The 22,225-nt window shown below is 32.3% G+C and carries 19 protein-coding genes; all 19 read right to left on the bottom strand.

Annotated elements, in window-relative coordinates:
* Position 1: 1 nt before the first annotated feature.
* Positions 2 to 1,387: an argininosuccinate lyase gene (gene argH, locus MV589_RS07490; RefSeq protein WP_297433482.1), complete on the bottom strand. Its 1,386-nt coding sequence runs from the start codon at positions 1,385 to 1,387 to the stop codon at positions 2 to 4.
* 110 nt (positions 1,388 to 1,497) lie between these two features.
* Positions 1,498 to 1,833: a cytochrome C gene (locus tag MV589_RS07485; RefSeq protein WP_297433480.1), complete on the bottom strand. Its 336-nt coding sequence runs from the start codon at positions 1,831 to 1,833 to the stop codon at positions 1,498 to 1,500.
* 88 nt (positions 1,834 to 1,921) lie between these two features.
* Positions 1,922 to 3,736 (bottom strand): menaquinone biosynthesis decarboxylase, encoded by a 1,815-nt coding sequence (locus MV589_RS07480; protein ID WP_297433478.1) that lies wholly within the window; start codon positions 3,734 to 3,736, stop codon positions 1,922 to 1,924.
* A gap of 44 nt (positions 3,737 to 3,780) precedes the next feature.
* Positions 3,781 to 4,992 carry an EAL and HDOD domain-containing protein gene (locus MV589_RS07475; protein ID WP_297433476.1) on the bottom strand — a complete coding sequence of 404 codons (1,212 nt, stop codon included), beginning with the start codon at positions 4,990 to 4,992 and terminating at the stop codon, positions 3,781 to 3,783.
* On the bottom strand, positions 4,992 to 5,951 hold the full coding sequence (gene hemC / locus MV589_RS07470; RefSeq protein ID WP_297433474.1) for a hydroxymethylbilane synthase: 960 nt from the start codon (positions 5,949 to 5,951) through the stop codon (positions 4,992 to 4,994). The genes MV589_RS07475 and hemC overlap by 1 nt, the downstream gene beginning before the upstream one ends.
* Positions 5,951 to 6,784, bottom strand: a complete 834-nt coding sequence (locus MV589_RS07465) for a DsbA family protein (RefSeq protein ID WP_297433472.1) — start codon at positions 6,782 to 6,784, stop codon at positions 5,951 to 5,953. The genes hemC and MV589_RS07465 overlap by 1 nt, the downstream gene beginning before the upstream one ends.
* Positions 6,738 to 7,172 (bottom strand): FxsA family protein, encoded by a 435-nt coding sequence (locus tag MV589_RS07460; protein WP_297433470.1) that lies wholly within the window; start codon positions 7,170 to 7,172, stop codon positions 6,738 to 6,740. The genes MV589_RS07465 and MV589_RS07460 overlap by 47 nt, the downstream gene beginning before the upstream one ends.
* Positions 7,173 to 8,876 (bottom strand): proline--tRNA ligase, encoded by a 1,704-nt coding sequence (locus tag MV589_RS07455; protein WP_297433468.1) that lies wholly within the window; start codon positions 8,874 to 8,876, stop codon positions 7,173 to 7,175.
* 3 nt (positions 8,877 to 8,879) lie between these two features.
* On the bottom strand, positions 8,880 to 10,157 hold the full coding sequence (hemA, locus tag MV589_RS07450) for a glutamyl-tRNA reductase (RefSeq protein ID WP_297433466.1): 1,278 nt from the start codon (positions 10,155 to 10,157) through the stop codon (positions 8,880 to 8,882).
* Complete coding sequence (locus MV589_RS07445) at positions 10,157 to 11,044, bottom strand: polyprenyl synthetase family protein (protein ID WP_297433463.1); 888 nt, start codon at positions 11,042 to 11,044, stop codon at positions 10,157 to 10,159. The genes hemA and MV589_RS07445 overlap by 1 nt, the downstream gene beginning before the upstream one ends.
* A 12-nt stretch (positions 11,045 to 11,056) precedes the next feature.
* On the bottom strand, positions 11,057 to 11,449 hold the full coding sequence (locus tag MV589_RS07440) for a hypothetical protein (protein WP_297433461.1): 393 nt from the start codon (positions 11,447 to 11,449) through the stop codon (positions 11,057 to 11,059).
* Positions 11,450 to 11,476: 27 nt separating this feature from the next.
* Positions 11,477 to 11,764, bottom strand: a complete 288-nt coding sequence (locus MV589_RS07435; RefSeq protein ID WP_297433460.1) for a DUF2018 family protein — start codon at positions 11,762 to 11,764, stop codon at positions 11,477 to 11,479.
* A gap of 88 nt (positions 11,765 to 11,852) precedes the next feature.
* A complete protein-coding gene (locus MV589_RS07430; RefSeq protein WP_297433458.1) occupies positions 11,853 to 13,301 on the bottom strand; it encodes a sensor histidine kinase in 1,449 nt (482 codons plus the stop codon).
* Positions 13,294 to 13,701, bottom strand: coding sequence for a hypothetical protein (locus MV589_RS07425; protein ID WP_297433456.1), 408 nt, complete (start codon positions 13,699 to 13,701; stop codon positions 13,294 to 13,296). Before MV589_RS07425 ends, MV589_RS07430 begins: the two co-directional genes overlap by 8 nt.
* Complete coding sequence (locus tag MV589_RS07420; RefSeq protein WP_297433453.1) at positions 13,701 to 15,605, bottom strand: TonB-dependent receptor; 1,905 nt, start codon at positions 15,603 to 15,605, stop codon at positions 13,701 to 13,703. Before MV589_RS07420 ends, MV589_RS07425 begins: the two co-directional genes overlap by 1 nt.
* The gene (locus MV589_RS07415; protein ID WP_297433451.1) at positions 15,593 to 16,489 is read right to left on the bottom strand and encodes a diguanylate cyclase; all 897 of its coding nucleotides are present in this window, start codon (positions 16,487 to 16,489) and stop codon (positions 15,593 to 15,595) included. Before MV589_RS07415 ends, MV589_RS07420 begins: the two co-directional genes overlap by 13 nt.
* A 1-nt stretch (position 16,490) precedes the next feature.
* Positions 16,491 to 17,654: a response regulator gene (locus MV589_RS07410; RefSeq protein ID WP_297433450.1), complete on the bottom strand. Its 1,164-nt coding sequence runs from the start codon at positions 17,652 to 17,654 to the stop codon at positions 16,491 to 16,493.
* Position 17,655: 1 nt separating this feature from the next.
* The gene (locus MV589_RS07405) at positions 17,656 to 19,959 is read right to left on the bottom strand and encodes an FIST N-terminal domain-containing protein (protein ID WP_297433449.1); all 2,304 of its coding nucleotides are present in this window, start codon (positions 19,957 to 19,959) and stop codon (positions 17,656 to 17,658) included.
* A 1-nt stretch (position 19,960) separates the two neighbouring features.
* On the bottom strand, positions 19,961 to 21,643 hold the full coding sequence (locus tag MV589_RS07400; protein ID WP_297433448.1) for a two-component system response regulator: 1,683 nt from the start codon (positions 21,641 to 21,643) through the stop codon (positions 19,961 to 19,963).
* Positions 21,644 to 22,225: the final 582 nt, after the last annotated feature.

The following is a 22,225-nucleotide window of genomic DNA, read 5'->3' as shown; positions in this document are numbered from 1 at the left end:
TTTATTTGTTCTCTTGTAAATAGTTTTGAATATACTCTAACTGTTCTTTCGTTCTAGTCGTTGCAGTTCCACCCTCAGACGTTCGAGCATTCATAGAGTGACGCAGTTGTAAAAACTCCATTACATCTTCATCTATACGTTCATCTATCTCTTTAAGATATTTAAAATCCATTTTAGACAAGTCAACACCAAGCTCTTCACCTTTTGCTACAGCATGACCTGTAATGAAGTGTGCTTCTCGAAATGGTATATTGCATTTTTCAACTAAATAATCAGCTAAATCTGTAGCACTCAAATGTCCAATAGCACAAGCTTTTTCCATATTTTGTGCTTTTACCTGCATAGTTTTTATGGCCTCTTTTAAAATTTCAAGTGAAATTTCAGCAGTCTCTACAGCATCAAAAACGCCCTCTTTATCCTCTTGTGTATCTTTATTGTATGCAAGAGGCAAACCTTTCATTACAGTTAAAAGTCCCATTAACGATCCATAAACACGACCAGTTTTTCCGCGTAAAAGCTCTGGTACATCAGGATTTTTCTTTTGAGGCATAATTGAACTTCCTGTCGAATACTCATCTGAGAGTTCAACAAATCCAAATTCATAAGATGACCACATTACAAGCTCTTCAGAAAGGCGTGAAATGTGCATCATCATTGTTGAGATATTAAACAAAATTTCTAAAGCAAAATCTCTGTCACTTACAGTGTCAAGACAATTTACGCTTACACTATCAAAACCTAAAAGTTGTGCAGAATACTCTCTGTCTACATTATGAGGTGTACCAGCAAGTGCTGCACAACCAAGAGGAGAGATATTGTTGCGTTTATATGAACTTTCAAAACGTTCAATATCCCGCTTGAACATTGAAAGATATGCACCCAAATGAAACCCAAAGTTAATAGGCTGTGCATGTTGCAAATGTGTCATTCCTGGAATAAGTGTCTGTGTATGTTTGTTAGCAACTTCTAAAACAACTTCCATAAGTGCTTTTATTGCTTGGCTAATCTCTAAATTTTTGCGTAGAACATAACGGCGAAAATCTACAGCTACCTGATCATTTCTACTTCTTGCAGTATGGAGTTTTTTTCCAGCATCACCTATAAGCTGAGTAAGGCGTTTTTCTATACCCATATGTAAATCTTCATCGGAGATTTTCCACTCAAAACTGCCTGATTCTATCTCCTGCTTTACTTGATTTAACCCCTCAAGAATCTGCTCTAACTCATCTTGCGTGAGTATGCCCTGTTTTGCAAGCATTTTTGCATGAGCTTGTGAGCCCTCAATATCTTCACGATATAATTTTCTATCGTACATAATTGATGCATTAAATTGGTCTAAAAGATTTGAAGCAGATGCCGAGAAGCGGCCTGACCACATTTTTTCCATTACAGTTCCTTAGGTTATAAATATAGTATTTAAAAAGTTTGATATTTTATCTAAAAAGAGGCATTTTACAAAGAGAAGAGAGAGCAAAGCTCACGCTTTACTTTAAAAAGTTAGTTACAAGCTGGAACATTTCCGCTGTCTTTGGCATATTCAACAAGAAATTGTTTGAGATGTTTTGATTTTTTTGCATACCTTTTACTTTTAAAATATTTCCATGATTTTTTTGCTTTTTCGCTTTTTAAGTGAAGTTGTGCGAGTGGCTTTCCTTTTTTCTTCATCAATTTTTTCCAATGCTTCATCTTATATTTAGAAACAAAGTTTTGTCCATCTTTATGGCAAGGTAGACATCTTTTAATAAAAACTCTTTGCCCTTTATATATGGCTGCATTTGCAGATGTTAGAGAAAGAATCATAAAAGAAAGAAATAGTAACACAAATTTATTCATATAGAACAACCTTAATAAAAAGTAAAATCCATCTTACACTAGAAATAATTACACTTGGCTTATATCACAAGCTTTTGATAAAATTTACTTATAATTGAAACTTTTTAAACAATTTATCATCAAAATCCCAAATACCCTTTATTTTTAAACTTTCAACTACACTTGGCGTACAATTCACATCGTCTGGCCACTCTCTAGTAAAACCATCAAGTTGCGTTTTATTTGTTCCATCAACGCCAACCATTAAGCCTGCACTATAGACATCTCTAAGTGCATCCATATTATTTGTTACACGCCAAATAAGCATATAGGAATTACGTATATCATTTTTATTCTCATCTACAAATACTACCACTCTTAAATGTGGGCTAAGCTCTACTAAAGCATCAAAATACTCTTTTACATTTTTACTTTTTTGAACACTTATCACAGTTATAGGATTGTTTGTACGTCTCATAAATTGGTGTAAATCAACTGCTTGAGGTACTACCTCTTTTACTTTTGTCAAAAGCTCAGCATCACCTAAAAGTTGTGGTGGTTCTACCTTATTTGCCAAAGTTGCATCTATGCCTAATTTCCCACCAACAAGCGTTTCGGCAGAGGAGTGATCAAGTGCATCTAAAATCCCCTCTGTAATAAACATAGACTTTGGTGTAAATCTATTTAAAATATATGTTGCAAATGCTTCATAATTTTCTAATTTTGGAGCATTTTCATCAACAAAAATAGCATGTTTAACAAAACTCATCTGTCCTGCACCCCAAAAAGCGTGCATAAACTGTTTAGCATGCCCTTTATAAAGTGGCTGCATTTTTGCTAGTATTAGATTATGAAAACCTGCATTTTCAGGCATATGATAATCAAGTAAGTCAGGCACAGTTGTTTTAAGAAGTGGAAAAAATATTTTACCTGTTGCCCAACCCATATATTTATCTTCTAAAGGAGGTTTGCCTACAACAGTTGCTAAAAATGTTCTATTTTTCTTCATAGTAATTGCACTTACTTCAAGCACAGGATATGGCTCTTCAAGTGTATAATAACCGGTATGGTCACCAAAAGGACCCTCAATTTTCATCTCACTAGGATTAACCCATCCTTCAATGACATAATCAACATCTTTAGGAATATAAAGAGGTGTTGTCAAAGATTTTACAAGTTGTGCCGGAGTTTTTGTAATAAGCCCATACATCAAAAGTTCATTTACACCATAAGGAAGAGGTGCCGTTGCACACCAAGTGTAGAGAGGATTACCACCTATTGCAATGCTTACAGGCATCTTTTTGCCTGCTTTTTGATACTGATCAAAAAAGTGTGAAGAGTCTTTATGAATCTGCCAATGCATTCCCAAATGGTTTTTATCATACACTTGCAATCTATACATTCCAAGATTTGTCATCTCTCCATCAAGACTTTGCGTATAGACCTGCCCCATAGTTATAAAAGGTCCACCATCTTGTTCCCACGTTGTAAGAACAGGAAGTTTGTGCAAATCAACTTCCTCTTTAAGGTATTTAATAGCTTGACACTCTCCCTCCCCTTTAAGGCGTTTTGGAAAAATATTTTTAAGTGAAAAAAGCTCTTTTGCCATATCAATTTTTTGCATAAATCCAGAAGGTGGTTTCATATGTAGTAAGTTTGTTATCTCATCAGCAACACTCTCAATAGTTCTGCCAAAAAGCAGTTCACAACGTTTATATGAACCAAAAACATTCATAAGTACAGGCTCTTCAAATTTTATATCATTTTTTGCATCAATTACATTTGTAAATAGAAGTGCTTTACCACCATCCTCTTTTTTCACTTCAGCATATGCTAAATGAGGGATTTCCAAATATATATCTAAAGCCGCATCAATTATCTTTATTTCATCATATTTTTTTAAAAGTGCTATTGTATTTTTCATAATAGTATTTAAACTCCATTATTGTAAGTTGTTTTGTAAAAAATCTAAAACCGGTTCTTGTCTATTTCTATACCATTCTCTTCAAGTGTAATGATTAAGTCATTTGCGTTAAGTTTATCAAAATTTGCAAGCATTATTTTTTTTAAATACTCTTTTTCTGCCTCTTCTGCCCGCATTAAACTTCCGGCAAAAATACCCTTGCGTTCTAGTACCAAAGAGCGTATATCTCTGTCCATATCAAGATGATTCATCAACTCTCGCATATCTGTTTCAAATATCGAATCTAACATTGAAAACATACCAGCTAAATAAGCTTTGTTTTTATACTCTGGGGCTGCTTCATCTTCCATACGCTGCGCTCTTTTAAGAGCGAGTTCAAGTATACTTTTTGATGCAGGATTTGAAGAAGCTTCGGAATAAAGATAAACCAATAACCATCGTAAAAGTTTTGCTCTTCCCATTAACGTAATTACTTGTGTTAATGATTCAATTTTTACATCAAATTTTTTCATATTATTAAAAAAAGCAACCAATTTATAGGATAAATCCGGCTGTTGTCGAATAAAACTCTCAAGAGATTCTGTTGAGTTATCATCTTTAATGATTTTTATAAGCTGTAAAATTATAAATTGCAACGGTTCTTTTTGTTCTGCTAGTTCAATCGTTTGAGGTTTATCAAGATAATATCCCTGAAAATAATCCATTCCCATATTCAAACAGTAGTCATAATCTTCTTGCGTTTCAATATTTTGAGCTACAAGTTTTATTCTTGTATTTCGAAATTTTTTTACCAAGTTTTCTAAATTTTGTGGTTGTGAGAGAATAATATCCATTTTAATAATATCAATAAAATTAAATAGTCTGGCAAATTTTTTAATCATATCTGCACTAGAATCAAAATGTTCTAAAGATATGCTAAATCCACGCTTTTTATACTGTATTATCTTACTAACAACATGATCATTTAACTCAATATCTTCTAATATATTTAAAATAAATCTCTTATTGTCCAATACATCTAAAATGCCCTTTGTCAAAGTCGCATCATCAACATTAATAAAAACCTTGCTTTCATGTCCTATTAATTTATTAAGTTCCTCATTAGAGATAGCGTGGACAATAAGCTGAGACGCCTCTTTAAGATGAGAGGTAAGCCCACTTAAGCTATCCGAATCTTCTTTAAATATAAGTTCATAAGCAAAAACTCTTTTTTTATTATCAAAAATTTTCTGTTTAGTAAGTGTAAGAGTATTCATTACAGACGTTGTGGCATTGCATCTTTAAACGCAGCATTTTGAGCATCTTCAAGCAGTTTTAAAGCACCATTCTCTATCATCTCTTTTGCAATTTTTGTACCTAGCCCCTCTGCTTGACTCACATTTACAACAACTCTCTCTTGCATAATATGTGTTCCATCAGCAAACCCAAGCATCACTCTAAATGTAATCTCTCCTGCATTTATAACGGCATTACACGCTACAGGCGCAGAACAACCTGCACCAATAGCAGAAATAAATTCACGCTCAAGCTTTGTACAGATAAAAGTATCTTCATCTTTAAGAGTAAGTGCGATCTCTCTTACTTTTTCATTATTGCTAACTATTTCAATACCAAGAGCAGCTTGACCCATTGGAGGTATCATCATATCTAGTGAAAGTTTTTGTGTAAATGGAATATCTTTTAACAAATCAAGTCTATGAAGACCTATCCATGCAAGGATAATGGCATCATACTGTCCCTCTTTTAGTTTTCTAAGTCTTGTATTTACATTACCTCGTAAATCTTCCACTTTCAAATCTGGACGCTTTTGTAAGAGTTGCATACGTCTTCTCAGACTTGTTGTTCCAACAACAGCACCCTGCGGTAAATCTTCTAAGCTAGCATAAGTGTGTGATAAAAAGACATCACTCTGATCCTGTCTTTGTGTCACAGCAATAAGCTCTAAACCCTCTGGCATATATGTAGGCACATCTTTAAGACTATGCACTGCAAGTTCAGCATTTCCTGCAAGCATCTCATCCTCAAGTTCTTTTGTAAAGTGTCCTTTACCGCCTATAAGTGCAAGTGGCTTATCCAAAACTTTATCACCATTACTAACAATTTTATTAAGTACCACTTCTATATCAGGATAACTTTTTTCAATTCTATCTTTGACATGATATGCTTGCCAAAGAGCCAAATCTGATACACGGGTTGCTATTGTAAGTTTTTGCATTATTTTACTTTCAAATATTTTTTCTTAGTATTGTCTATTTTGCCATCAAGATAAACAGTAGGAGTCCCAGCAACCATCAAGTCACGTGCGACATCAACATCATTTTTCGTCTGCTTTTTAACAGCCTCTGAATTAATATCTGCAACAGTAATATTTGTTCCCTCAACTTTATTAAACGCAGCAAGAATTTTATTTACATCTTTTTCTCGTGGATTAACTTTCACTGTATAAAGTCTTAAAATAACATTTTTCACACCTTGTAATTCAGCTGCAACAGCAGCTTTTACCAAGGTTCCAGAAGCAGGATGTAAACGCAATAGTGGGAAGTGATAGTAATAAACTGCAAATTTATTTGGCTCTTTTTTCAAGTTTTGTAATGCTCCTGGAACAAAACCTTTACAAAATGGACATAACGGGTCTGAAAAGATGACTATCTTATGTTCGGCATCTTTATTTCCATAAATAAGGTTTTCAGGTCTATAGTATGCATCTTTAAATTGTGGTTTAACTACTTCTAGTAAATTTTGTCCTGATTTTAAATCTACTAAATCTTTTGTGATAACATCACCATTAGAGAACCAAATCATTTTTTGATTAATGGTTTTCTTAGGTCTCTGTTTAAGCACAGCTTTCACATCGACAATATAGGCATTCCAGCCTTTTACCTCTTTTACAGGTACAACACTATCTATTTTTACATCAACACTTTTAAGTCTTTCATTTGAGCTAAATTGATCTTCTAAAAAATCTGATACATTATCGCTAGCACTCTGTGCGTACGCTAAACTACTTAGTAGTAGAGTCGTCGCCAATAATTTCCACATCAATGACATCTGAATCCTTTTGTTTATTAATTTTTTCATTATAAGAAGCCTTACAATTATTATTGGATTTTACATTATAACGGTTAACAATCATACTCGTAATGACACTAAACTGCATTAAAGCACCTATAATATCGGTCAAAAATCCAGGAATAATAAGTAAAATAGCACCAATCAGTGTAAAAAGATTTAATCTTTGAAACTCTTCAAGATCAATACAACTAAACGAAACAGCTCTCATATTTTCCATAAGAGTTGTTCTAAAATTTACTAAAATTGACATTCCTATAAACGCAGTGAAGAGTATCTCTAAAAATGTAGCAAGTCCACCAATCTCTGAAGAGATATTGACAGAGACAAGGACTTCTAAAAAGAGATAAAGTAAAAAATAGAGCATCTAAATAAATTCCATCAATTTATCAAAAATATCTGCAACGCTCATACTCTCTTTTGTCTTTGTAGCTCTATCAAAGAGTTGTACATTACCATCAACAAGCTCTTTTCCAACAATCACAGTATATGGAAAACCAATAAGTTCTGCATCTTTCATTTTAAATCCAAAACGCTCTTTTCTATCATCAAGCATTACTTCAATATTTGCGTTTTGCAGTTGTTCATAAAGTGCTTCACCAGCTTCTACTTGTGCTTCATCTTTAATGTTACTTATCATAATATTTACCATATAAGGTGCTGTCTCTTTTGTCCAAATACAGCCACTCTCATCATGATGTTGCTCAATTACAGAAGCCACTAAACGAGAAATACCCATACCATATGTTCCCATAATAAAAGGCTGACTTTTTCCATTCTCATCTAAAAATTCTGCTTTAAGTGGTTTTGAGTACGTTGTTCCTAGTTTAAATATATGCCCAACTTCTATACCTTTTGTAAATGAGAGTTTTCCATCACAATATGGACAAATATCTCCTTCATTTACTTCTGCGATATCAGCAAAGTAAACAACATCATCTAAAATAGACATATCAACACCTATAAAATGGTAACCATCTTCATTCGCACCACAAATCATATTTGTAGCACCTTTTAAGTCACTGTCTATGACATGTTTTGCTTTTACTTGATCAAGTGGACCAATAAATCCAGGTTCTAAACCTAGCTCTTTAAGTTCTTCCTCTGTAACATCTACAATATCAAGAGCTTCTGTTGCGTTTAGAGCTTTTACCTCTTGCAGGTTATCACATCCCCGTACAAAGAAAAGCACGATTTCACTTTCATCTTCATACACTACCCTTTTAGCGACACATTTAACAGTATAATATGGATCAACTTTAAAAAACTCAGCTAGTTCATCTATTGTCTTTGTATCTGGTGTTAAAAATTTATTAAAATCAGCAACTGGAGCTTCAGGAACTAAGGCTCTCGCACTTCTTGAAGCAGCTTCAATATTTGCACCATATTCACATTTTGAACAGATTGCAATGGTATCTTCTCCACTGTCTGCAATAACCATAAGTTCTTTAGAACCACTCCCACCAATAGCCCCACTATCTGCTTCAACAACTCTAAAATCAAGACCTAAACGAGTGAGTATTTTTTTATAAGCTGCTTCCATAGCTTCAAATTCACGATCTAAATCTTCAGTAGAAGCATGAAAAGAGTAAGCATCTTTCATAATAAATTCACGACCACGCATTAACCCAAAACGAGGACGCGCTTCATCACGAAATTTAGTCTTTATTTGGTAGAGATTTAGTGGCAGATTTTTATATGAAGTAACACGATTGCGAACCAAATCGACCATCATCTCTTCATGTGTTGGTCCAAGAACAAAAAGATTGTTTTTTCTGTCTTTGAAACGCAGCAGCTCTTTTCCAAACTTCTCTATTCTTCCACTCTCTGCCCATAAATCAGCAGGTGTCACAAATGAGAGTTCAACCTCTTGCGCTCCTACTTTTACCATCTCTTCATTTACAATGTTTTCTATTTTTCTAATAACACGCTTTGCTAAAGGAAGATAGTTATAAAGTCCTGCTGCAACTTGTGTGATAAAACCTGCACGAGCTAAAAATATATGGCTTGGCAGTGTTGCATCAGATGGTGCCTCTTTTGATGTTGGAATAAATGCTCTACTTCTTCTCAAACTCTAATCCTTTATGTGATGTTTATATTGATCTGGAATATTATCGTGTGCATCATTAAGCATATACTGCATAGCACCCGTAACTGTATCACTTTTAGCTTCATGAGAAGCCTCTCTCATTTTTTTTGTCATATCATGCAAAAATCTTTTAATGGCCTGTTGTGCCATTTTTTTTGCCTCATACTCACACTCTTTTGGTATAAAACCTTTTTTCAGTGCCCGCTGCGTTTCAACATCTACAGCATCATCTGCTTTTTGATATATCTCTTTTATTAAAGGTTCAACATTAAGTGCATCAAGCCATTCAAAAAATTCTACAACACCTCGGCCTACAATTCCATGTGCTTGTCTGACATACTGTTCTCGATCAGCTCTGTTTGCATCAACAATATTTTTAATATCATCAACAACAAAAAGTTCAATATCATCCTGTTTTTTAATATCAATATCACGAGGAATTGCCATATCAAACCAAAAACGCTTAAACGCAGTCCTTTCTACTAGGTCACTCGTAATAATTGGGTATGGAGCACTTGTAGCTGTAAAAATTATGTCAAATTCATTTATAGCTTTATCTAAATTACCAAATTCATATACTTTTGCCTGACACTCACTTGCTAAAGTTTCTGCTTTTTTTCTGGTTCTATTTGTTATATAAGTCTCAACTCCGTCAGAGACAAGATGTTTTGCACAGATTTCACTCATTTCACCAACACCAATAACAAGTGCCTTTTTATTTTTCAGATCACCCACTTTTGCTTTTATTTGACTAATTGCGACAGAAGCAACGGAAACTGGTTTAGAAGATATATCTGTATGATTTCTTACTTTTGCTGCACATTTAAAAGCATGGGAGAGTGCTCTAGACATCTTTTTATCACAATATTTTCTATCGTGTGCAAATTTATAAGCATCCTTTAACTGACCAGCAATTTGTGTTTCACCAACAACCATAGAGTCAATAGAACTCGCCACCGCAAAAAGATGGTGAATAGCACTACTATCATCAACTATTTCTGCTGTTTTTTTGATGTACTCCGGAGAGATACCACCTTTATATGTTAGAAGTGTCATCATATGTTGCAGAGCATCATCAACATCGCTACAGCATACATATATTTCCATACGATTACATGTTGCCAAAAGTATCGCTTCACTTATTGAAGGTGCTTGTATAAGTCTTTTAAGACATCCCTCTTTCTCTTCATTTGTATACGTAAATTTTTCTCTAAGTTCTATATCACTGTTTTTATGTGAAAAACTAACTATTAAATAGTGCATTAATAACTTCTTTTTATCATAGTATCAAGTATATTGACCAAGGCTTCATCATTTGACAAGGCCTCTTTTGCTTCATCAGAGAGCTTCTGTGCTAAAACAAAAGATTTTTCAATCGTTTTATATTCACTCATTTTATCTTGTATCCATTGCGTTTCATTCTTATCTATTTTCTTTGCATGCGATGAAAGCAATCTTGCTTTTTCATTCTCATCAAGTAGTTGATGAAGATATATATATGGTAGCGTACATTTTCCCTCTACAAAATCATTCATAGCAGGTTTACCAAGACTCTCTTCATCAGCAGTAATGTCTAAAATATCATCTATGATCTGAAAAGAGAGTCCAAGATTTCTACCATACAGCGCGTGAGCTTCGGCATCTTTTGCAACTAAAAGGGCAGCAGCCTTCGCAGCCGCTTCGATGAGTGTTGCTGTTTTAAGATAGAGCATATTAAGATACTTCTCTTCATCAACATTAAACTCTTCAGCCATCTTAACATCCATCATTTCACCCTTGGAGAGTGCCGTAACAGACGCTGCTATGGTTTGTGCGACATCTTTGTCAAATGCAACAAGTTCGGTAAAGGCTTTTGAGTATAAAATATCTCCAAGCATAACAGCAGTTTTACTGCCATCAGTTGCGTTTACAGATGCCATGCCTCTACGTGTATCAGCTTCATCTATTACATCATCGTGCAGTAGTGAAGCTGCGTGAATGAGTTCAACAATCGCAGCCAGAAGAGGAGCATCTTTATGTTCTGCTGCAATCTTTAAGATTAGCTTAGCACGGAGTCTTTTACCACCGCTCAGCATATTAAAAAGCCGTGTCACTTCATCATAGTCACACTCTGTTATTAGTCTTTGTATCTCTTTTTCTACTCGTTGCATTCATCTCATCTTTTATCTATTTTTCAAAAACTTCCACTTAATTTCGCTGTTTTTATCATGTAAGAACAGTTGAAACACCGCTTCGTTTTTTTGAGCATTAAACTCTTTAAATTTAACTAGCACATAAGGTGGTTCATAGTAATTTGCACCACGCGTCACAAGTTCTAGCTTGAAACTCTGATTTTTACCATTCAAATATAAAATATTTTGTGCCACAATTTTATCGTATGAACGATGCATAACTAAGCCACCATTTATATATAAAGTCCAACTAAATTTAAAAAGTTTCTCTCTGGAATCGTATTTTACAAGAATTTTCTTTTGCTCATCCTTTTTTAGCGAAATTTCTTTCGTATAAACATAATTATTTGCAAAAATAGCACTGCTAAAAAATAGCAGTACCAATAAAATTCTACTTAGCGTACGCAATGACTATTCACTTTGAGAAAGAACAGTCCCCATTAGCTCAACATAAAGACTTTTTGTTTTTGTACTTGCATCATCAAGATGTGTAGCTCTATAAGTATCTACTGCTTTATCAATATCTTCACCAACATGCTCTTCTAGCATCAGTTCCATCACCGCAACTTTTTCTATAAAATTCTCTAGTTCTTGACGTACAATATCATTGTTTGCATTAAAAACTACATCCATAAATTTTGATCTTGGTGAACCACCAAAAATATCTTCTTCATCTTCAAATAAAGCTGCATAGCTCATATTAAACCTCTTTTTTTCAATTTTAATTTTTAGGATTATATCAACTTTTACTTAATGACTAACTTTTGCATTTTAATTAAATAAAAAACTATGTACTAGGCAACACAACACAAAAAACTGCACCCTCAGCATCGTTTGTTACACTAATTGTACCTCCACAATGATTTTCAACGATTGTCTTACTCATGTAAAGTCCAAGACCTGTTCCATTCAGTGTTTTTGTTGAAAAGTATGGATTAAATATTTTCTGAATAATATCTTCAGGTATTCCTCCACCATTATCTCGAACAATTAAACGATTTTCTACAGCTTCGATTTTAATAAAAGCATTTTTTATCTTCTTCTCCTCTAGTACATCTTCTGCATTTTTTATAAGATTTAATAACACCTGCTTTAACTCATTAACATAAGTACAAAAAACTATATCGCTTTGTATATCTGTTATGATAGTAATATTTTTATTTTGAACCGATACGCCAACAATATCAAGTGTAGAAATAACCAACTCATCATAAGTCATATCTTGTTTCTCTTTTGTATCTTTGAAAAAATTTCTAAAATCATCAATAGTTTTACTAAGATGTTGCGTCAGCTCCCCTATTTTATCTGCAAGTTCTATCGTACTTTTTGGATCTAGTGTATCCATCTGTGCTCGCATATTTATAGTAATACTTGCTGCACTAATAGCATTAATGGGCTGTCGCCATTGATGTGCAATCATTCCTATCATCTCTCCCATCTGTGCTAAACGCGACTGTTCTAAGATCTGTTTATCTTTTTCTCTATTTTTTATTACCTCTTCATCTATCTTTTTTTGTAGCGTAATATTAAAGTTTTGAATCTCTTTTGCCTGTTTTTTAAGTAAATAAACCCGTTTTTTATCTATAAATACAAAAATTAAAACAACAATAAAAACAAATAACAACAAACTCATAAAAATCTTTATACTAAACGAGAGATCATCTAGTGTATTGTGCATATAATTATACTCATTCAACGAAAAATCTATGGCAATAATTCCAACAACTTTATTGTGTTGCACAATAGGTTTGAGGTAAGTCAGCCATAAACTTTTAATATTTCGATGTTTAAAGTAACGTGGTTTTTTTGTCTTGTACACCTCTAACCACTCTTGAATATTAAAAGGTTGAAAAATTTCTAAAAAACCACTTTTATCTTTTTTTGCTCCATCGAGTAAAAAGCAAAATTTCTCTGTGTTTGGTAACTTTTGCACAACATAAATATATTTATATCGCTTCGTTCTAAACATCCCTAAGTTTTCTTCCAAACTTCTTCTTAATACCTTACTTATTTTTAAACTATTTACAAGTTGCATATCTGTTTTTTTGTTTATCAAATTAGCAAGATTATTTGTGATATTATTAATATATTCAATATTAGATTGGAGTGTTAATCTCTCTATATCACTACTTGTCTTATCAAATATTTTAAAGATATAAAAAGCACCTACAATAAGTACAATTACTGTCACATAAGTTATATAAAAACTCTTCTTAAAAAAAACATTATTATTCATCTATAAACCTTTGTAAATCATGAGACAAATGAAGATGAAACATCTTTAATTCTCCCTCTCTAAAATGAATTTGTGGACGCCCTTTTCTCCAATAAAACGCTCCAAAAGCATTTAAAATGCGCATATAATTTCTATGTGTCGTCGCAAATATTGGTATATTTTTACATCTCTGTTCTAAACTTGTGTCATTTCCAATAACTGCTACAACAGCATTTTTGCAATTGCCAACTACATCAAACATTTTACTATTTTGCAGTGTAGCCTTTACATCACCCGTAGCAAAAACAACAATTGGTCTCTCTTTAAAAATTGAACCTAAAACAGTCTCATATAACTTTTGTGTATAGACATCCGCATATAAAGAGACAAAAAGCGTTAGTAATAAAAATAAAAATTTCATTAAAAAATCCACTTCACACTTATTTGTATCTCTCTATCAATTGGTGATATATTCAGCTCTTTTTCTGATTGAAATGTTATAGGATTTGTTCGTGCATAGTTAGTTGTTCTTGCATCATCAAAAAGATTTACCCCTTTTATAGCAAAAGTAAAACTATTGCTATAGTTATACTGCACCCCTGCACTATAATTATAAAAATCTTTATTTGAGACATTATTTCTATCGTATATCAATTCATTAAAAATATCAAATTTATCAAAAGTATTAATATTTCTAACAACTGCTCTATATTGTTTAAGAGTAGTAAAATATTCTTTAGGAGTATTATATATAACTCTATATCCTCCTTGTACAAAAAACTTATCACAACCATGATAAAAGTGCGTCCATCGTGCTTCAACTCCACCCATTTTTAGTATTTTGTCATAGTTAACTATTTTTCCAGCATCTAAAGGAATGTAGTAATCTTTTCCTTGTGTATAATCAACAATCAACTCATACTTATTATTTTTTTTCTCATATAATATATCTTCTACAAGTGTATCATTTTGTGAAGGTTTATAGTAAGAGAGAGGATGTGCTGTAAATGCAAATGATTTTACAAGATATGGTTCTAAAGTAGAGAGTGTATGTGAATAAAAAGTTTTCATTGTCCAATTATCTGTTGTATATGTATGCCCTACTCTATACATAAGTAAATTGTCATTTTGTACGGTATCTCTATTTTCTATCCTTTGATACTCTGCACCCAAAGTAAAAATAGAGTTTTTATGGAGTGCATATTGATTTTCGACATATGCAGTTGCTATATTTTGTACTCGTGTATTATCATTTTCTGCCATATTAATACCATTAAGGAGAGCTTTATCCCATTTTGCTCTTTTGGTTCTATATTTAAGACCAGTCAAAAGGGTATTGTTCTCTTTATGGTATTTGTATTTTACTTCCCCTGTCAATACATAGGAACGTGTATCTGTTTGTGTAGATTTTATGGGAAACATGCCATAATATGGTGCTGAAGATATAGGCGTTACATTATCTAACATCTCAGCTTTTGTTTTTGTATAACTCGTAGTTAAAAGATAAGAGAAATTATTTATCTTAGAATCAATTCCAAGATGTATATACTCTGAATAAAGTTTTGATTTTTCTGGTGTAGCATCTAAACTTGCATTCATAAAACCATCTCTATCTTGAGTGAATGCAGTTAAGAGTATATTTGTAGTACCCTTATGAAGAGTTCCTACCACGCTAGTCAACTTTTTATTTCGTGACAGCTCTGTTGTGTAACTATAGTGTTTTTCTCTTTTATCATTTGAAGCAAGTCCAAATACAAAATATGACCAATCATTAACATAACCAGCATTATAGCCGTCTAAAGTTGATGCACCATAACTTCCCCCTGCAACTTTTAACATACTTCCCTCATCTTTAGCTACACTTTTAGTGTAGAGTTTTATGAGTGTTACCGTTGATTCTGTTGCATATTCATATGTTGGATTTTCTGTATATATTTCTATATGATCAACCCAGTCAATGTTAGTATCACCCATAAGAAAAACACCACTTCCATAGAGTCCCGTTGTTATCTCTTGATTGTCAATGTAAAGACGGACAGTAGAACTTAAAAAAGGTTGACCAGCATTATATGTAAGTGGATCAACTAAACCATATCTGTTTTCATTATATCCAAAAGGATAGACTGTATTTAAAATCTGTTTAAGATTTGTAATTTGCATTCTATCTAAATCATCACGTGTCCATACGAACGAGACACCACTATTTGCAAGCTTTGTCTTCTGCGAAAGGTCACTCTTTTTTTGTATCATCCCAAGTAAATTATCTATACTATCTGCATAAAGAGTAATCACTAAAAGAGCAAAAATAAATACTAATCTTGCCATCTATTTTTCCCCATTTTTTTTGCCTCTAACATTTTGAAATCTGCTTGAGACACAAGCTCTTTTGCATCTATTTTTCCATCATTAAATGCAACACCTAAAGTAACAGTAATCCCCATATCATCACTCCAGTTATGTCCATTTATTACTCTATAAAGTTTATCTACAAATTTTAGAACTGCCTCTTTTGAATGCTCTTTCACAACAATAACAAACTCATCCCCACCCCATCGTCCAAAAAGATCATCTTTTCGTATATGTTTTTTTACTAACTCAGTTAATTTTACTAAGAGTCTATCGGCATACATATGACCATATTCGCCATTAATATGTTTGAAATTATCTATATCAAAAAAGATAACACTTATAATATCTTCTTCTCTTTGTGAATATTGTAAAAGAGTCTCCAACCTTTGCAATAAAAACATTTTATTTGATATTCCCCGCATAGGATCAGAATTTGCTTTTTTAATAAGTTTGGATTTCTCTTTTTCACAACTCTTTTCAAGTGAAAGACGTAGTGCTATTTTATTTTCAACATCTTTTAAAAGATTTGTAAATTGGTTTATTTCAAGTGGTTTTTGCAAAAATTTATCTACTCCTACATCTATAGCACCGGTAAGTAACTCAGTATCATTAAATGCAGTCAAAAGAACGAATGGCACCTGAGGTTGTATCTCTTTTATTGCTCTACAAAGCTCATTTCCACTCCTCTTTGGCATTCTGTAATCACTAATCACAAAATCAACACTATTTTTCTTGAAAAGTTCTAAAGCTTCTGCCCCATCCTTTGCAGTAAGCACTTTTTGAATCTTTAGGCATAAAATTTCTCCTATCTCTTTTCTTGTTCGTTCATCATCTTCTGCATATAAAACTGTTAAATTCATATTAATTATTCCTATTTTTTAAAAAAATATAAGTAACATCATCCTCTTGCTCTTCAATTTTTTCTACTCTTTTTAATTCAAACTCTTCTAAATTGGCACTCTCTAAAAAATCATTATGTAAAAATTTTGCATAAGAATCTTGAGATTTTTTGAGGCTATTTTCATTCACACCATCACTAAAAAATAAAAATTTATCTATATCATTCACTCCTATACGAGTGCTATTTACACTACTTGTATATGCAGATAGAGGAGGATTATTTGATTTGATTTTATGTACATTTTTATCTTCTTTACTTACATACAGCATAGCAGGCATAGAAAACATTGCATACTCCATTATCTCTTCTTTCCCATCAAAAAATAAGAAAGAAGCAGAGATAACCTCATCCTCCAACAAATTTGGTGCTAAAAATTTCATAACTCTTGTAATTAATGAAGAAAGAGAAAAGTCATCTTTTGTAACTATGATTTCATTTACAATATGATTTGCATAAGCACAACACATCATAGCAGTTACCGAAGCAGAGATTCCCTTGCCCATACCATCCACAATAAAAGCGAAATACCTCTTTTCATCAACTTTGCGTATGCTATAACTATCACCACTCAAAGTATCTCGTGGTTGAAAAAAAACTTCACATTCAAAATTTAAAAATCTATTTTCCACAACATCATTTTTTATGATTGTTCTCTCTTTTTCATAAGTTAAATTCTCTTGGTACTCACTATAAAGCAATTTTTCTTTTTGAAATTGCACCAAAAGCCGCTCTGCCAAAACTGATTTTGCCACAAACTCTAAAGTAGAAAAGATACTTTGTGAAGAAATTGGCTTTTTTATAAAACTTGTTATGCGAATATCTATAGCATCTCGTAACATATTTATATTTTCAATAGCAGTAATCATAACAATAGGAATAGTAGCATCAACTTCTCGTATTTTCCTACTCATCTCAAGCCCATCCATAACAGGCATTGAGTGGTCTGTAAGTACTATATCTATCTTCTCTTTTTGAAAAATTTCCAATCCCTCTTTTCCATTTTCAGCCAAATAGACATTTTTAAATACAAGAGAAAACATAGCATCATAAATGTTACGAATACTTTCATCATCTTCTACACATAAAATATTTAAACTTTCATATATTTTTAAATTATACGCCATTTTAAACCACACAATCCTTCATAACAATGCTAAATTCCGCACCATCATTAATATTATTCACACTTATTACCCCATCAATCGTTGTCTCAAGTAGCTTTTTACTCATATAAAGACCTAAACCCGTTCCCTTACCCTGTACCTTTGTTGTAAAATAAGGATCAAAAATTCTATTAATAACATCAGCAGATATACCTCCTGCATTATCACTTACTTGAACAATACAATTTTTTTCTTCATAGAAAACTTTTAGTTTTATAAATTTATTTTTAATCTCTTTTCCTTCAAAAGCATCTCTAGCATTTGAAAAAAGATTGATTAAAACATGCTCCAAATCTTTTTTATAGGTCAATATAGATAAATTTTTATCTATCTCCTCTATAAAATCAATATTATGATTTTTTAACTGTGCTTGCATAAGACGCATAATATCATCAACAATATCTTGAAAGAATACAGACTCTTTAGTATCTGTTGGTTTTGTAAAGTTCATAAAATCATCAATGGTCTTGGACATCTCCTGAACCATCTCACCAATAAAAGCCGTCGTCTCCTGAACTTTTGCACTCGTTAATAAATCCATCTCATCTTGCATACTCAATTTAATAGATGCTGCACTCACGGCATTAAGTGGTTGCCTCCATTGATGCGCTATCATATTTACCATTTCACCCATTTGTGCTAACTTTGATTGTTGTGAAATAATATCATCCTTCATTCTCATTTCTGTTAAGTCTATAGTAATACCTACAAGCTTATAAGGTTTTTCATCTTTAAAAATCATTTTTGCACTATCAATAACAGTAATTACTTTTGAATCACCTCTTTTTACTTTCATCTCTAGTGTAAAATTATCTCCATTCTTTGCATTTTGAGTCAATTCAAGAACTTTCTCTCTATATTCAGGAAGTACCATTTTGTAAATAAATTCCTCTTTCGTTGGTGGACCAAGCTTTGGATCTCTTTGGTATATAACATATGACTCTACCGACCAAATAATTTCCTCTTTGTCAAGTATCAACTCCCAACTAGCCATCTTTGCCATTTTTTGAATAAGAGATACTATTTCCCTTTGAACAAGTAACTCTTTTTCGATCCCATCAATACGAGAGGTCTCTTTATATAACTCTTCTGTTGTTGCATGGAGTATATTTTTCAATGCTTTATGAGTGATATTATTCTGTGGTTCTGTTATATTTGTATGCTTGATAGTATAAATAGCTTCTGATTCAGAGAGAGCCACTGCAGTAAGTGTTTGATTTAAAAGTTCTGGTTTATCATTTGTAAAAAACTCTCCATAAGTAAAAAATCCACTCGTAGGTGCAAGCTCAGCAAAAGGGGCTATCTCTTTTTCTATAAGATCTGGAATAAAACGACGACGAGCCATACATGAATAGATATAAAATACCTCTACATTAATCTTATCACTTGTAATTGGATTATTAATTATCTCTTGGGCATCCCCAATACCTATACGAACTCTCTCTCCTTGTTCAATATTACCAGCAAAACTCAAACTTCCATCCTCATGTTTTGCTAAGACCGCTCTTGCTATCTTTAAATGATCTTTTTCTATAATTAGAGGAAATTCTACGCCTATTTTTGGTAGTTTTTCTGCAATCTCTACGCCCAAATATTTTTCATAAAAAGCAACTGCTGTTAAATTGCCAATAGTATATACTCTATTTTTTTCAGACTTCGTAACCTCTTGAGAAATACCAATTCCTTTCCATCCAAAATTATAAAAGGTATCTACCTGTAAAATATCAGAATCGAATGCAACAGCTACTGCACCACTATTATAAAGTTCAGAACCTTTACCAATTAAACAGTTTTCAAATTTACTATTATCACCAGAGAGCCCACCTACAACAATAATATGAGGAGCTACAGAGTAAATTCCTCGTAAGAACTCTTCGCCATTACATTTTAATCCATTTGTAAAAGCAAGTAGTAGTTTTGTTCTTGATGTCACTAACTCTTTTGCAAACACAGCACCATTTTCAAAACTTGAATTGGTATCAATATATTTACTTTTTAACTCCGTTTCATTAAATAAAGAGACTGATATAACCGTACTATTTGTAAGTACCTTTTCATTATAAATCTCACCATCTGTTGAGGCTGAAACTACCACAGCATTAACAAATCTTTCCTGAACAAAAGTAACAACTTTTGCAAATTCCTCTTGCACTTGACCTGAAAAAATTTGAATCAAAACAGAGTTTGCAGACTCTATTTCAGTAGCTCTATCTTCAAAAAGAGAGAACAGCCCTTCAATATCGACTTCATAAATATAATTTTTCATCTTAATCTAAGTCTCTTTTAGGTTCAGAAAAGTAGTAACCCTGTGAATACTCTATACCAAGTTCTTCTACTTTTTTTTGTGTCTCTTCATCATGCACATACTCTGCAATCACCTTGGCACCTATACTCTTTGAAAACTCACTTATCGTCTTCACTATAGAGTAACTTTTTTCATCTATTGCCATATTTTTTACAAATCCACCATCAATTTTAATAAAATCAACATTCATATTGTTAACTCTTTCAAAATTTGAATTTTGCGTTCCAAAATCATCTATGGCAAGAGTAAATCCAAATGACTTTAATCTTTTAAGCTGTTCTAATGAATTGCTAAGACCATGCGCACTCACTCCCTCTAAAACCTCTAATATAACACGAGAAACATCAATGTTATACTCTTGTAATTTCTCTTTAAAATAGTCATAAAGATATTCGTCATTCAAATCAACTTCTGTTATGTTAATAGAAAACTCATAATCATTACCACTAAACATTTTAAAAGATTTATCTATCATTATTTTTGTAATCTCAGAAACAAGTCCTATCATCTTTGCAATATCTATAAAATAGTAAGGAGAATAAACCTGATCACCATCTTCTATTCTTGCTAGGCACTCATACTTTGTAATTTTATGAGTAAAATTATCAACAATGGGTTGAAAGTAAGGCAGAATATTTCCAGATTCAATCGCTTGGCGAATAATAGGACTATACTCCTGAATCTGACGCTGTAATTTTTCAACATTTAACTCTTTTACATAAAACTCAATACGATTTTTTCCTTTATTTTTTGCTTCTTTTAGTGCGATATGTGCATATTTTAAAAGATTTTCTCTTCCTTGCGATATAGATATAGTAACAGTACCTTTTAAGTTATTGCCATCAAGTTCAACAAAAGAATTTGCAACAACTGCTTGTAAATCTTGTGCATAACGTTTAATTTTTTTACCATCTATCTCTTGCGCTACAATACAAAATTCATCACTACCTATATAGTAGAGTTCCGAATTTTTTGGCATATTTTTGGCAATGAGTTTTGCTAAAGATTGTATAACTTTATTTCCATTATCATAACCATAAATTGTATTAATACTATCAAAGTTATCAATATTCACTAAAATAAGACTCATCTCTTTTTCTAAATTATCAAGCATAGTATTAAGTGCAAAACGATTTTGTAAACCAGTAAGCTTATCTATAATAGCTTGTTTTCTAATAATTTTCGTTTTTTCTTCTACCTCATCTTGCAGTTGTTGATTGTAATTTTCCATAAATTTTGCAGCCACAATACCATCTGATAATTTTTTAATGCTTAACATCATTTTATCCATATTTATAGGCTTTAAAATAAACGCATCTGCACCTAGTTCTATAGCTTGCAAGAGATAATCAGCAGTATTATATGCTGAAATAATCGCAACTTTTTGCATAGGGTCTTGCTCTTTTATATGGCGAATAAGCTCAAGCCCATCCATACGAGGCATACTTATATCGGTAAAAACAATATCGTAACTACTTTTTTGATATTTCTGCCATCCATCTTCACCATCAAACGCAGAGTCAATAGAACTAAATAGCATCTCCAAAATCATTAAAGTCTGCTCTCTTACACTCTCTTCATCTTCTACATAGAGAACTCTTATATCTTTTGTTTGTTGTGCTAACTCTTTAATGTTAATAATCATTTAGCATCCCCATCACGGGTTGGTCCAATCCTGTCCCATTACCCTGTTCTTTTGTTATAAAATTAGCATAACTATCTTTCATTTTTACTCTTTATATCATTTTATCTAAAATTAATTTTACAGTCACTTTAGCATCTATCTTTTTTCCAATAAAATAAGAAACTCATTAAACTAATATATATCAGTCAAAGCATCTCTTATTAATTAGTACAACTCTATCTATATTTATAAATTTATCACCAAAACCATCTAATTTTCAAATCATTTTACATTTAAAAACCTTAAATAATAATATTAATAATAATTAATTAACTCCTTATAATCTCTATATTACGGACTAGAATGCAACATCTGGCTAGATTTAAGTACAAAAGCCAAATCAATGAAAAAGAAATGTTACATAAGTTACACTTTGGAGACTATCATTATGTTACAATGTTCCCAAATTATTTTAAAGCAATCCTATAAAGAATAACTTAAACGGAGCGAAAAAATAAAAAAGACAATAGCCTAGTAACAGTAAAACCTCAAAGAACACTTTCAAGAGCTTTTAACTCTTGAGATTGTTTGATTTTTGAAGCA

The organism is Sulfurimonas sp., from assembly GCF_026991475.1.
In the GTDB taxonomy this organism is placed as follows: domain Bacteria; phylum Campylobacterota; class Campylobacteria; order Campylobacterales; family Sulfurimonadaceae; genus Sulfurimonas.
The sequence above is the reverse complement of the archived record's forward strand: the minus strand, read 5'-3'. Positions and strand labels throughout refer to the sequence as shown.